This window comes from Halalkalibacter hemicellulosilyticusJCM 9152, from assembly GCF_000513115.1.
Lineage (GTDB): Bacteria > Bacillota > Bacilli > Bacillales > Bacillaceae_D > Halalkalibacter > Halalkalibacter hemicellulosilyticus.
The window spans coordinates 45,921-61,251 of record NZ_BAUU01000010.1 but is presented as its reverse complement, the minus strand read 5'-3'; the positions used below and the strand labels follow the sequence as shown (position 1 = coordinate 61,251).

Here is a 15,331-nt window from a genome sequence, read left to right as displayed (position 1 = left end):
TCTGATCTTCTCTTAGAATATACACTTCGCTATAGGGGTTATCTCCTCTTCAAGCAGAGACATACCATAGACCAGGCAAAATGTAAGTAGGCACGAGGAGGAACCACAACCACGTGAGAAGGTGAAATAAAGCGAGAAAAGTGGAACGAGGAAGCTCGTGTCTTCACGTGCCCTTCTCCGCCGCTCTAAACGCCAAGTAGAGAGGACAAAGGGAATCCTCGTTCCTCTAATTAGGTGAAACGCACTTACAATGATGGAAAAGGGAATCCTTGTTCCTCTAGTTGAGTACAAAAGGTCCGAAATGAGCTAGAAAAGACAAAATAGCGGAACGAGGAACCGAAACCATACGAAAAGACGAAATAAAGCGAGAATAGAGGAACGAGGAACCGCATTCGCTCGTGACCTCGCTCTGTTCTCACGGAAGCAAAGTATTGGGGAAGGAGCAGTCAGACTGCACCTCCCCCTAATTTCAGAAAATAAACTACCAACAAATACAACGCTGAACCTTTTATATATGGAGATTGAAATTTTACTGGACTACATTTCTTTGGCTAAAACATTTTTTGTTCCAACCTCAAAATCATTATGCTTCTCTTCTTAATGCAGATAGCACATGGATTTTTGTTGCTTTCTTAGCTGGACGTATTCCTGATACGATGGCCACCGTCATACTAATAAATGCTGCAATAGCAACGAGTTGAATCGGAATCGCTGAAAACGTCACATCCATAAATTCAGGGGTTTCTGTTACTTCCACGAGTACTCTTGGAATAATCCAATTAACGGCAAAACTAATTGCGTAAGAAAGAATCACACCAATGACGACACCTAATAAGCCTATAATCGCACTTTCCATTAAAAACAATCTCCTAATCACAGTCGGGTCAGCTCCAATCGCTTTCATTATCCCGATTTCTTGCGTTCGTTCTGTTACCGCCATTGTCATCGTATTAAAGATTCCAATCGAAGCTATAACGACCGCTACTGTCCCAACAATAATTAATCCCGTTTTTAACGCTGTAAAAAATAACGACATTCCATCAATACGTTCACTAACTGAATCAATCATAAACCCTTTATCCTTAAGCGAATTAGATAAGCCTTCAACTTGTTGAGCGTCAGTTGCATATACACTTATCACGTCTAATTCATATGAATACACTTCACCGTCTATTTCTTCAGAAAGAAGGATCTCCCTTCCTGACATGGATTCAGAAATAAATACAGATGAATCATGTCGCCATTCCTGTTCAGGCTCTGCTCCAATACCTACAATAACAAACTCCTCTTCATATCTAATATCTTCTTCCCAGTCGTAAACGGTTAATGTAACAGTCTCATTTAATAGGCTACCTTGATAAGAAGTAGGTTCTTCGTTTTCATCTGAATCGTATAATATTTCATTCGTATGATATCCGACAATGATTTCATTTTCCTGTTCAGGAAAACGTCCATCTAACAATGAATAGCCTGATTTCTCTTCTTCTTCTAAGTTCGTCAACTGTGTCGTTACTGAACCTGAATATGAGCCAACAGAGATCTCCACTGGGTATCTTACGTGACTTCGAGTTACGATCGCTTGAATGTGCTCAAGCTGACGGATTTCCTCTATATCACTCTCCTCTACTTCCTTCCAATCTTCACCTTCCTCTCGCCCGTAAATCGAAATCTCATTCATAATTTGATGCTGCATCATCTCATCAACAATCGAGTCTTGAAGCCCAAAGCCGACTGAAGCAAGAACGATTAAGAACGCACACCCCATCGTAGTAGCTAGAACTGTCATAAATAAGCGTAATCGATTTTTCCCCATATTCCGTTTTACATATTGAAACTGATCATTAAATTGCATGCTGCTTTCCCCCTGATTGAAGCTCTCCATTTTCCAAAAGTAAGGTGCGATCTGCAATCGCCGCCACTTCCTCATCATGAGTAATCATCACAAACGTCATCTTTCGTTCTTGATTAAGCTTCTTTAATATAGCTAAAACTTCCAGTTCTGTATTTGTATCTAAACTCCCAGTTGGTTCATCTGCAAACACGTATTTAGGTTCCGTAATAATGGCTCGTGCAATCCCTACACGCTGCTGCTGACCACCAGAAAGCTCGTTTGGGAAATGATTTTGGTGATCTTTTAAGCCAACCTCTTGTAATATGTCGAGCACTTTCTTATTTCTTTCCTTCTTATTGACACCTTTTAAAATCAACGGTAATTCGACATTATCAAAAACCGTCGCACTTGAAATCAGCTGGAAATTTTGAAAAACAAACCCAATATGCTCCAATCGGAATTGAGCCCATTCTTTTTCAGAAAACGCCATTACCTCTCGTCCATCAAAGCTGATACTTCCTTCACTTAAAGGCATAAACCCTGCCAATAAACTTAACAACGTCGATTTACCAGAACCACTTCGTCCAACAATTGAAACCATCTCTCCTTCATTAATAATAAAATTATTTTTTTTCAAAACAGGAATAACTTGTTTGTTATTTCCTTTTCCTACTTTGTAGGAAAAAGATAGATTATTTATCTCGATCATCGTCTCACTCCTCTTTCTCAATCTGATCCAACTGTATCATTCATATTAATACAGTTAATACTCTAATAACAATTAGTTATTTTGTCAATATATTTTTCTTGATGATCAAAAGACGTTATAACCGAAATAACATAATGAGGCTAGACAAAATCCTCCTCTAAATTGAAAAAGCCGGAGAAATTTTACTTATCGTAAAATTTCTCCGGCTTACTCCTTAAATAAGTGGCTGTCACAGATTCGTTCCATTGCGCTCCAGCCACTCGCTTTCGAGGCCACTGAAAAAGTACAAATCAACTTTTTCAGTACCTTTGATTTGACAAGCAATGGCTTCACTCGTTTCTCAATTGATACGAGAAACCCACTCGTATCAATCTTTTCAAAGAAGGCAACGGTTTCGAACTCCATTTCAATACGAAAATAGTCCTTCGTTCACAGCCACCACTGTTTTATTCAGTTCCACTTTGCTTCATTCTTTTCAAAAACAGCAAAACTCTGCTAAATACTACAAGAAACAATCCAACTAATAATATTTTTAAATATGGAGTTGCTGTTTCTGGTAATCGTTCTTCCTCTTCACTCAAAGGTGTGTATTCTTCATGTTCTCTTCTTAAAATCTCTTGATTTTTTGGAGAATGCTCATTTTCATGATGATGTTCTTCATTAATGAAAGGGTCTTCTAAATGGGGGGCATCCTTAATTGGATCTACCCTTTCAGAGACGTAAACGGTTAGGCTTGCATGGATACTAGAAGGATTTTGTATATCAGTCAACTGATCCAACGTTCCAATGAACTCATAGGAGCCAGCTTTCATTCCATCATACTGCGGCTTCCCATCAACCCACGTCACATTCACTCCTATTGTCTCTCCATTGTTTAATAGTACCTCGACATACTTCGGTAACTTTAAGTCTGCCCGATTCGTTCCATTCACAACCGTTATTTCCTCTAAACATTCAACTGACATAATAATCGGATTATCCATAATTACTTCAACAGTCACTTGCTCATTATGTCGATTCTCGATACCATTTAGTTGTTCAAGTGTTCCATGAAATAGATAGGCTCCAGACTGTTTTTCATTATACATTGGAACAGATTCATCCCAAATTACATGAACATTTATTTTATCACCATTGTTTAACATCACCTCAACAGACTGTGGTAATTCAAGATCTGCCCGTTCAGTACCATTTTCGACATAAATCCGCTCCAATTGTTCTATTTCAGTAATAAATGGCTCCTGAACTTCTACATCAACCGTTACCGTTAATTGTTCTGGATTTTGTATTTCGCTAAACTGATTCCATTCACTCGTAAAAATCGTAGCAATTGACGTTCTTAAACTACTTAACATCCCTTGTGACAGTACAAAGGTCCCTGTAAACGTGTACGTTCCGGCCTTCTTCTCATCATATGGAGGATGACCATCATTCCACGTTACATCCATTTCTACTGCTTCACCATTATCCAAAATAACTTCCACTTTTTTCGGTAACGTAAGATCAGATCGTTTCGTTCCGTTCGCAACACTAATGATGGCGATATCCCCTAAATCGCCTACTTCTACAATAGCAGGTTGATCGACCATCACCTCAACAGATACGTGTTTAAAATTTGGATTTTCAACATCGTCTAACTGCTTAAACATTCCCGTAAAATGATAGACTCCTGCTTTCTTTTCATCATATTTAGGAACACTCTCGTTCCATTCCACATCAACGGTTGCTTGACCGCCATTATTTAACGTCACCTCGACCTGTTTTGGTAAACCAATATGAGCAAACTTTGTACCATTTGCTACTGAAATTACTTCTAACACCTCCACTTCCATAATGAACGGTCGCCCTACTTTTACCTCTGCCACTGCCCTTACATTATTCAGATTTTCGATCTCGCTTACAGGCTCCAAGCTTCCCGTGAAACGATAAGTGCCAGCCTTTAATCTGTTATAGTCCATGCCTCCTTCATCCCATGTCACATTAATAGTCTCTTTCTCGCCATTATTTAACGTCACCATAACCTGTTCTGCAAAGTCGATTTCAGATAGCTTCGTTCCATTTTCAACCTGAATCACTCTTAATGGTTCTACCTCTGTTATAAATGGTTTATCAACTTTCACTTCGACTTTGGCCTGCTTGCTATCCGGATTCAGTACACCGGTTGGTAATTCCAGCTTTCCCGTAAACAAATAAGTGCCAGCCCGCATTCCATTATATGTTGGATCTCCTTTATCCCATATCACGCCTACGTTAATCGTGTTTCCATTATTAACTGTAACTTCTACTTGCTCTGGTAAATTTATTTCTGAATGCTTTGTCCCATTTGCCACATGAATAGCCTTTATTGTACCTACTTCTGTAATGATTGGCTCGCCGACAACTACATCAACGACTGCTACTTTTTGATCAGGATTTTCAATCTCTTCAGGCTGTTTCAACGTTCCTGTGAATTGATAGACTCCAGCTGTCATCTTCGCATATTCTGGAACACCTTCATTCCAATCTACATAAACATCAAGATCTTGACCATTATTTAACGTTATATTAACCTGATCTGGTAATCCAACTTTGCTAAGCTCCGTCCCGTTTGCGACATGAATCGCTGCTAATTGTTCAACCTCTGTTATAAGTGGTTGTTTAACTTCAACTTCTACAGTTGCTGTAATGTTACTAGGATTTTTCACCTTTAAAGACTGGTCAAATTCACTGTTTATAAGTGAAGCAACAAAGGCTGTTACTTGTTCTATCACTCCCTCTGACAATTCAAAGGTCCCTGTAAACATATAGGTCCCAGCCTTCAACTCGTCATATAGAGGTTCCCCGTTATCCCAGTTCACACCAATTTGTGCCGTCTCACCATTATTTAATGTAACTTGAACTTCGTCAGGTAATGTCAGATCAACACGTTTCGTTCCGTTTTCAACTGATATACTATCTATTGCTTCAACATCAGTTATAAATGGCACATCGACAATCACATCTATCCTTGCAGTTAAATGATTTGGATTTTCAACATCATTTGAAAAATCAACTAAAGTACCGATAAATGTGTACGTTCCAGCTTTAGTTGCATCATACGGATTGTCTTCATCTGCATCAGTCCATTGCACCTTAATATCCCGCAACTCATCTCCTGGACTTACCGTCACTTGTATCGTTGTTGGCAAGCCAATTTGGCCAATTTCAGTTCCACTGTCCACAGTAATAGGTTGAAACTCTTCTATACTTGAAATCTGATATGAAAGAACCTCAATTTCATGCGTGCTCACTTCACCGAATAATTCGACAGTTATTTCTGCATTTCCTGGCGCGGTGGCTGTTACCTGCCCATCTTCATCTATGGAGATGAGATCGTCTCCTTTAGTAACTCCATATTCAGCATTACTTGTTCCATCAAATGACCCTTCTTCGTGATGGGCAGTGACGGTTATTTGCGTGCTGTTACCAATCTGTAACGTTGAAGAATCGAGTTTCACTTCTACTGACTCCAATGAATTTTCCCATTGTAAAAATGGGAACACCTGATCATTATAGACGTACCACGTATTCGTAAAATCCCAATTACTAAACGTGGTCAGCTTCTTTAACTCCGCTTCTGTCAATGGAGTACCTATCTCATTGTCTGGATAATCTCCATTGTATACACTTTGATTCCAATAAGAATGTTCAATACGTGCTGAATCATCCTTGGTTCCGACTAAACCTCCAACATTATTATTACCTGTTACGATACTGCTTGAATAGGACTCACTTATTTTGCTACTATTAATGTGCTTTACATGTTCTCCCACCAAACCTCCGACACGTTCATCACCAGAAACTCGTCCATTAGCATATGAATTTATAATTTCTCCAGAGTTCAAGCCTACAAGGCCACCACTTCTGAAGCCTCGTGCTGAAGTTGTAGTAGTTGCGACTGATTCGCTAATCATCCCATAATTTATTCCGACTATTCCGCCAACATTCATACCCCCTGACACAGTTCCTGTTACAGATGAGTTTTCAATTCTACCTGTTCCTAAATTAATACCAACTAAACCACCAACAGTGTGCCTAGTAGCCTTAATATCTACATCTACTAATGTAACGTTTTTAATCACTCCAGGGTCTTTGAGTGCACTAAAAAACCCTGAATTTTCCCTAAATTCGTTGTCGAATTGTAATCCTGTAATTTCATAACCGTCACCATCAAATGTACCAATAAATGGCGTACCTGCACGACCTATTGGCTCCCAGCTCTCTCCAGAAAGGTACGCTGCTAAATCGATATCATGTCCTAACTTATAATGAGCCCCTAAATCTTCTCTTACAGCATTTAGTTGTTCTGCTGTAGTGATAATATAAGGATTTTCAGCTGTCCCATCACCCTCTGTAAAGATTGGTCCTTTAACAGTTACATCAATTGTGTCTTCTTCACCATAAAGTGTAACAGTTATAACAGCCTCACCACTTTCATTTGCTGTTACAATCCCATTATGATCTACGTCAACGATCTCGTCACCTTTTGTCACGTTATACTCTGCATGTTGTGTTCCATCATAAGTACCTTGTTGATGAATCGCGGTAACTGAAATATGGGTATTTTTACCAACCTTAATTTCTGAAGAGTCTACTTCACTTTCGATATTGTTAATCGGATTTTCCCACTGTAGAAACGGAAACGTTTGACCATTATAAACGTACCAAGAATTTGTAAAATCCCAATCACCCAATGTGCTAAATTGTTTTAACTGCTCTTCCGTCATAGGTGTACCGATCCCATTGTCTGGATAATCGCCATCATATACACTCGTATTCCAATAAGAATTTACTATAAAGGTTGGATCATGAACATAACCAACTAATCCACCAATATCCTTATTCCCCGTTACGATACTGTTTGAATAGGAATTAATTATTTTCCTATTGTTAAAATCCCTTGGATGTACTCCTACCAAGCCACCAATACCGCTATCACCTGATATTTCCCCACTAGCATACGAATTTTTAATTTCTCCTCCATTTAGACCAACAAGACCACCACCACTGGACCCGCTCACTGAAATGGTAGTCGAAGCAACTGATCCACTAATCCTTCCAGAATTTGATCCAACCAACCCGCCGACTTCATTACTTCCCGACACAGATCCTGTTACCGACGAGTTTTCAATTCGAGCAAGCGTAAAAGTCCTCCCAACTAATCCACCGATATCCCGACGGCCAGTTATATCCAAATCAACCAAAGTGACATTCTTAATCACTCCAAAATCATATACTCTTGCAAACATCCCTTGATTATTATTATTTCCATCAATTTTTAACCCTTTTATTTGATAACCATCACCATCAAATGTACCATTAAAGTGATCGATTGGCTCCCAGCTCTCTCCTGAAAGGTATGCTTCTAAATCAATATCATTACCTAACCTGTAATGAGCCACTACATCTTGTCTAACAGCATCTAGCTGCTGTGCTGTCATAATAATATAAGGATTTTCTGCAGAGCCATCTCCATCTACAAACATGTCCTCTTCAACTGTTACTTTCATTGTAGCCACTTCATCGTAAAGTGTAACGGTTATAACAGCCTCACCACTTTCATTTGCTGTTACAACACCATCTTTATCTATCTCAACAACGTGATCCCCTTCTGTTACTTCAAAATTAGCATGAATCGTTCCGTCAAATGAACCTTCTTGATGGTTTGCGGTAACTGTTAACTGAGCATATCCCCAACCTTCAACTCAGATAAATCAATGTCTACTTCTTCCAATGGATTTTCCCACTGTAAAAAGGGAAACGTTTGATCATGATAGACATACCACGTCTTCGTAGTGTCCCAATCATCATATGTGCTAAATTGTTTTAATTCTTCTTCAGTTAAAGATGTTCCAAATCCATTATCTAAAGAACCTCCATTCTCAACACTCCTATTCCAATAAGAAGCTTCAATAGTTGCTACATCATGCTTTAAACCTACTAAACCACCAATGCTCTCGTTTCCTGTTACTATACTATTGGAATAGGACTCACTTACTTTTTTGTTGCTCCATGATTGATTTCCTATCAAGCCACCAATATTTCGATATCCTTCTACAGTACTCTCAGCATATGATTGAACTATAGTATTTTGATTTTGTCCCACTAAGCCACCGACATCTTGATTTCCTTTTACGGTAGATTTGGCGAATGATTGACTTATTCCATTTCCATTACTTAAATTTAATCCAACTAACCCACCAATATAGTCATCCCCGTTTACATAAGCTTCAGCGGACGATTGAAAAACATCACCATAGTTTTCTCCAATCAATCCACCAACTCTACTAAAACCAAAAATAAGACCCTCAACATATGTTTGGTTAACATCTCCATGGTTTCTACCTACTACTCCACCAACATAATATCTTCCCTCAACCGTACCATTGATGCTCACTCCACTAATTTCACCATAATTAAGGCCAACTAATCCACCAATAGAGAAACCTTGATTACTATTAATTTCTATGTCTTCTAAAGAAACATTCTTTATCACACCGCCTCTACCAAGCACCCCAAATAGTCCTTGCTCGTCTTGTCTGGTGTTACTTCGATCGATTGTTAAATTTTTAATAACATGACCATTTCCATCAAATGTTCCATTAAATTGATTAGAGCTGACCCCAATCGGCACCCAGCCTTGTCCAGAGCTGTATGCTACTAAGTCAATATCATTTGCTAACAGATAATGAGCGGTTAAATTATTTCTAACTTCATTCAACTGCTCAGCCGTCTCAATAATATACGGATTTCCTGCAGATCCATCACCACCAGAATACATCGTCGTTGAACTTATACTTGCTAATTCCATGACAGACTCTTCCTCAGCTTCTTCTATTTTAGATGTTTGCGATGACGGATCATCTTGCTTATCCTTAATGTCCTCACCCTGATCCTTTTCCTGATCCTTTTCCTGATCCTTTTCCTCAGCCTCTTCACTAGCTTCCTCTTTATCGAGGTCAGAAGTATCCTCTTCTTCATTAACATTTTCTTCAACATCTAACAAGCCATCCTCTTCCTCATTGATCATTAAATTACTCACTTCTTCTGCAATGACCGTTTCGATCGGTAAAACACTTGAATAGATTAACAGTAACACTAAACTAACTACTCCAATTTTTTTCATGAAATAACGTAGCTTACTCATTTTTTCCTTGTCTCCTCTCCATTTGACGACTTCATCTTAATACTGTGGCTTTATAGCTAAAACGAGTTCGAATAACCAACTGTTATCTTTTCGATTCATCTAAAAACATAGTTCTTTCATCACTATTCATGTATGTGTACACTCATATCATTTATCCTACTAATCGTAGTTTAAGTTTTGTTTAAGTTTTCAAAATTTCCTAAAATTAAGAAAGAACATAAAAAAGCATCCTCAAAGTCAAAAGACTTTGAGGAGGCTCTCATAAACTAACTATATTTCCTCCTAACCATCGCCACATATAAAGCTGGTACAATGAGCAGTGTTAGCAATGTTGAAAATAAGATTCCTGAAATAATCGTAATCGCTAATGGTGTAAAAAGCGCATCTCCACTTAACGCAATCGGCATCAACGCAACAATAGACGTAATCGCCGTTAAGAGAATCGGTCTAATTCGCGCTCGCCCCGCTTCTCTTACGGCATCTAATAGATTCATTTCTGTACATAGGCGCTGCTCAATAAATTCAATTAAGACAATCGCATTACGTACAACGATTCCCGTCAATGAAACCATTCCCATCACAGCTAAAAAACTAATCGGCGTTTGCGTCACAAATAACCCAAGAATGGCTCCAGCAATCGCTAAATAGACAGCCACTAAGATTAAGAACGGTCGCGTTAAAGAGTTAAATTGAAATGCAACTAGCAAATAGACGAGCACAAGAACAATGATAAATAGGACAGTAATTTCCGCAAAGAAATTATCTTGATTTTCATTTTCTCCACCTAAAACGATGTCATATTGGCTATCACCTAACTGCATTTGATACGTCTCAACGATATTTGCTACTTTCGCCTCGAAATCAGTAGCTGTACCTGGAAACGCCCTAATCGTAATGGCTCTCTCACCATTCAAATGTGGAATCGCTCGTAGCTCTTCCGTGTAATCAGCTGTCACTAAATCAGACAATGCCATTAATTCTGGTGGGCCTTGCTCTCCCTGTGATGTTCCAGCTAACTCAAGCTCATCAAGCTGAAGTTCATTTCCTCTTTCAATACGGTCTACAAACATGACGATATCCATTGTTTCATTTCCATCATCAAAAGCTCGAACAGGAACACCATCCGTCACAAGTCCAATCCGTTGAGTAATATCACGAAGGCGAATATTCCTTTCCTCCATTTGTTCACGATCGACACTGTAAACAATGGTCGGCTCCGATTCCCCGACATCATCCACGACTAATTCCGCTCCTAGCGCTTGAATTTCTTCTGTAAGATCATTACGAATATCAATTAGCTTCTCCATGCTCGATCCTGTTAAAGTAACGGTTACAGGAGCTCCACTTGGTGGCCCTTGTTCGATCGTCTCTAAAAAGATCGTTGCCTCTGGAAATTGCTCGCGAACAGGCTCTGTCCATTGTTCGATCAATCCTTGTGCGTTTTGATTCTCACGGTCTACTCTTACAACGAGCTGACCAGTATATTCACCGCTTTGATCAAGTGAACTATTAAATAAATTCGGTAGGCCACTTCCTGCGAAAATACTCGTTTCATAAACCCCTTCATCTTCCTCAAAATAAAGAGCCATTTCTTCTAACCTTTCGTACGTCTCATCAAGTGTAGTTCCCGCAGGTAACGTCACGGTAACTGTCACTTCTTCACGATCTGCTGCAGGAAAAAACTCAAATGGCGTTAACAATACGAGACCAAAAATAGCCGTTGTCGCAAGTAAGCCTACCACTGAAACAGCCACAGGCTTTTCTCCGACATTCTTCAGTAATGTATCCGCATAGAAATCTTGCAACCGTTCAAATAACGTTCCAAGTAAGCCAGCTGACCTCTTCCTCCTATTTCTTTTCTCTACTCGAAAAAGCAAAAAGCGTAGGATTGGAACAAATATTAAAGCCACAACAGTCGAAGCAAGGATCGTCGTAATTAAGATCGTTGGCATTGCACGAATAAAATCACCGTTTGCTCCACTTAGAAAAACGAGTGGTGAAAAAGTAAAGACAATAGCTAATGTCGATGTCACGATCGATACCCATATTTCCTTCACTCCGTTAATAATTCCTAATTTCGCAGAGTCACCTAACGCATATCGACGTTGAATGTTATCATTAACGACAATAGAATCATCCACTAATATCCCTAACGCAATAATGAGTCCAATAACTGAAATCTGATTAAGATCCACTCCAACAAACGGAAGTGGAATGATCCCCATCAATACTGATAATGGTACAGCTAGTGCAACAACAACCGCACCAGATAACGTTAAACCTAAGGAACTTGTGACAACTACAGCGACTACCGCAATCGCTAGCGACATAAAGAGCCCTCTAAATATCTCGTTCACTAGATCCGCTTGTGAATAATAAGAGACTAACTCAAACTCATCTGATAATGAAGTTGATAGCTGCTGTACCTTACCGTCCACTCGATTATGTACAGTTGGAATATCCTCACCTGGTTGGACAACCACTGTGAATGAAATAGCCGAGGTTCCGTCAATCGATATCCGATCATTCGGCTGTTTTGCCTCTACCGTTACTGAGCCAACATCTTCTATGAAGACAGCATCCCCAGCAAAATTTTCCCCAATCCATATACGCTCTAGAGCAGCAATTTCTCTTGCTTCATCGATTTTCAATTGGTATAAAGAGCCTTCCACTTCTTGCTTCCCAAGCGGTGGCAAATCAAATTCATTCTCTAATGCATTGATAACATCTGGAAAGGCAAAACCATTAGCCCCAAGTTCTTCAGAGTCTAACGTAAGAATAATTTGTTCTTCTTCAATTCCTTTGACGATCACATCCGCAACTCCAGCAACTCGACTCACTGCTTCTTCCCATCTCTTTATTTCCGAATACAATGTTTGTAACTGTTCAGGATCATCTGCTGTTACAAAATAAGAGGAAATTGGCATATTCGATTGCACATCTGAAATAGTAGGAGACTGAACCTCATCTGGAAATGTGACTGAAACATTTGCAACCGATTGTCGCACTTCTCCCATTACTTCTGACTTATCTACTCTTTCTTCTACTGTTATAACGATCGAAGATACACCAGCAGCTGAGACAGAGCTTACTTCTTCAATTCCATCAATTGCTAGTAGATCTGCCTCAATGGGATTTGTTACATGTCGCTCCACTGCATCAACCGTCGCTCCCGGATAGATCGTTGTAATCGTACCAATATTTAATGTCGTTTCCGGAATTTCACGCTGTGATACAGTAATAAATGTATAAACACCAACAATAACCAACAATAAAAACAAAATTAAAAACAGCTTAGAGCGCTCTAATAGCCCGTTCATTAGCCTTTTCCTCCATCCGCATCTGAAATTTCAATTCCTCCCTTCTATTCACATAATCAGACGATCTTAAACCAAATAAATGTGACTAATTTATGAATGAAACAAGCTCTACCTAATGACAACATTTAAAAAGCCTAATACAAGAATGAACTCGTATTAAGCTTACATACTAGATGAAAAATCATAAATTACGATTCTAACCGAGGTTTTGTCGGATCACAATTGGGATCTTCTATGTCCGTTGACTCTGCTAGTTTGATTAAATAATAGCATTGCTCTCTCATCATATGGTCAGCCATTAATGGTGCAAATGTCCCTAACGCTTGTTTACTTAGTTCAAGCTCCTCGATTTCGTCAACAAAGCTTTGAAAAAGGTGCATTTCTAATGCTACATCATGGTTAAAGCGATCTAACGCAGGAAAAGTCGACAGATTCGTTCGAAGAAATCCTTTTAATTCAACTGCCTTTAAATAAAACTCTTCAAAGTCCTTCGTAAATGCCCCACTTTTATCGCGAATATTCTTTTCAATCCGATCCATGTTATCTGTAATGGCCCCAGCATGCCCAGCTGCATCCAACAGCCAAACTAAATGATGATGGAGCTCATGAAACATTGGAGGTGACTCACCTTTAGTCAAATATTCTAAAATAATCATATATTCATCTAGCTCATTGACCATATGGTTAAGAAACGTAGGACCTAAACCAATTTTGATTTCACCAATTAAATGCGCTTTAATAATACTAAGTTTATACTCCCTTAATTTTACAACTTCCTCTGATGCAATTTTACTTAAAATAAGTGGGTCTTCATCTTGCACATTAGCAAGCAATTGATCAAATGCATCAATAAAATACATAGCTTCTGCTATCTTCTCTCCTTCGCTTGGTGCTAACGCATCATGAATGAATCGTGCATGATCACCAAGCACCTGTAACCAAAACCCATTTTCAAATGCTGCTATTTGTTCAAATGAACTCATTATACGATTCCTCCTTTAGCTTCTCACACTAAACATATCGCACAATGTTGAAATGTATGTCTGTCCATTTGAAAAGCAAAATGCTTCTTACAGTATTTTTCAATGAAGTAGCACTTTGTAGCCGAATCGTAAAAATTGTAGTTTTATCTTTTTTAGTACTCTTCATTGTAAATATTATTCAAATTCATCGGCGCTTGCTCCATAAATAGCTGGTACAGAGATATTTAATAAGCGGAGGTAAACAGTCAGTTGCCCACGATGATGATACAAATGATTAAACATTAACGAGCGAATCATCACCCATCGTGGTTCTGTAAGAAGTATTTGTCCACCATCAACCATTGACCAGTCGGCTTCAAGCTCTTCTGCATTCCAGTTCATTAAGTGATTCCTCGCTATTTCTTCATTTTCATCTAATGCATGTAAAAGTTGATCAATTGATCTAGCCTCATGGAGCGGAACATTCGGAACCTCTCGTTCAAGCTCACTGAACAGTTGTGTTAACTGGCCAGGGATTAATGCTATGTGTAACGCTAATTGACCTAATGACATTGATTTCTCATGAGGTTTCCAAGATAGCTTATCCTCCGGTATTCTTTTCAACGAATCTCGTGTCATCGCTATTTCCCTTTTGAATTCTTCAACGTATGTTTTTTGTAAATTCATATATAAAATCCTCCTTCTACCAAATATAAAACTAATCTTTTTTTGCTTTATAAATGAGTAACACATTTCCACATTGAAAAGACTTCGAATCCACTAGCTCAATCGCTCGTGGCCTTTCTTTAAACAACGGCTGACCTTCACCTAATACAACTGGATTCACAATGATGCGATACTCATCTATAACGTCATGCTTGATCAACGTCGCTGCAAGATTAGGCCCCGCTAGCAACACAATATCCTTTCCTTCTTGCTGCTTCATAGTAAGAATTTCATCTTCAATGTTTTCCTTAACAATGCGTGCATTCCACGTTGCTTCGTTTAGGCTATGAGAAAAAACAACTTTATCGAGCGAATTCATTTTTCGAGCAAAAGCACGATGTTCTTCGCTGTTTCGTTCATTCATTTCCGCAGCAGGCCAATAATCAATCATCATTTCATAGGACACACGACCATACAGCAACGTATCAATATCGTCTAATAATTCATCCATATACGCTTGCATCTCATCATCCCAAACATGCCACGAAATATCTCTATTCCTCGTTTCAATAAACCCATCTAAAGACATGACCATTGATAAAATAACCTTTCTCAATCATATTCATCCTTTCCAGAGAATGACGTTTTACTGTTGTCACCATCATAACAAGAAGTAGA

The 15,331-nt window shown here is 38.9% G+C and carries 9 protein-coding genes; all 9 read right to left on the bottom strand.

Features of this window, described 5'->3' with window-relative positions; genetic code table 11:
• Nucleotides 1–583: 583 nt before the first annotated feature.
• Nucleotides 584–1,852, bottom strand: a complete 1,269-nt coding sequence (locus tag JCM9152_RS07525) for an ABC transporter permease (protein WP_035342771.1) — start codon at nt 1,850–1,852, stop codon at nt 584–586.
• Complete coding sequence (locus JCM9152_RS07520) at nt 1,842–2,540, bottom strand: ABC transporter ATP-binding protein (RefSeq protein ID WP_035342769.1); 699 nt, start codon at nt 2,538–2,540, stop codon at nt 1,842–1,844. Before JCM9152_RS07520 ends, JCM9152_RS07525 begins: the two co-directional genes overlap by 11 nt.
• 207 nt (nt 2,541–2,747) lie before the next feature.
• Nucleotides 2,748–2,945, bottom strand: a complete 198-nt coding sequence (locus tag JCM9152_RS07515; protein WP_035342767.1) for a hypothetical protein — start codon at nt 2,943–2,945, stop codon at nt 2,748–2,750.
• Between the two features lie 41 nt (nt 2,946–2,986).
• Nucleotides 2,987–8,068 (bottom strand): Ig-like domain-containing protein, encoded by a 5,082-nt coding sequence (locus tag JCM9152_RS07510; RefSeq protein WP_035342765.1) that lies wholly within the window; start codon nt 8,066–8,068, stop codon nt 2,987–2,989.
• Nucleotides 8,069–8,235: 167 nt separating this feature from the next.
• Nucleotides 8,236–9,705, bottom strand: a complete 1,470-nt coding sequence (locus JCM9152_RS07505; RefSeq protein WP_035342763.1) for a hypothetical protein — start codon at nt 9,703–9,705, stop codon at nt 8,236–8,238.
• Between the two features lie 266 nt (nt 9,706–9,971).
• On the bottom strand, nt 9,972–13,025 hold the full coding sequence (locus tag JCM9152_RS07500) for an efflux RND transporter permease subunit (protein ID WP_035342761.1): 3,054 nt from the start codon (nt 13,023–13,025) through the stop codon (nt 9,972–9,974).
• A gap of 188 nt (nt 13,026–13,213) precedes the next feature.
• On the bottom strand, nt 13,214–14,008 hold the full coding sequence (locus JCM9152_RS07495; protein WP_035342759.1) for a DUF2935 domain-containing protein: 795 nt from the start codon (nt 14,006–14,008) through the stop codon (nt 13,214–13,216).
• Nucleotides 14,009–14,182: 174 nt separating this feature from the next.
• Nucleotides 14,183–14,674, bottom strand: coding sequence for a DinB family protein (locus tag JCM9152_RS07490; protein WP_035342757.1), 492 nt, complete (start codon nt 14,672–14,674; stop codon nt 14,183–14,185).
• Nucleotides 14,675–14,705: 31 nt separating this feature from the next.
• Complete coding sequence (locus tag JCM9152_RS07485; protein ID WP_035342755.1) at nt 14,706–15,269, bottom strand: dihydrofolate reductase family protein; 564 nt, start codon at nt 15,267–15,269, stop codon at nt 14,706–14,708.
• Nucleotides 15,270–15,331 lie beyond the last annotated feature (62 nt).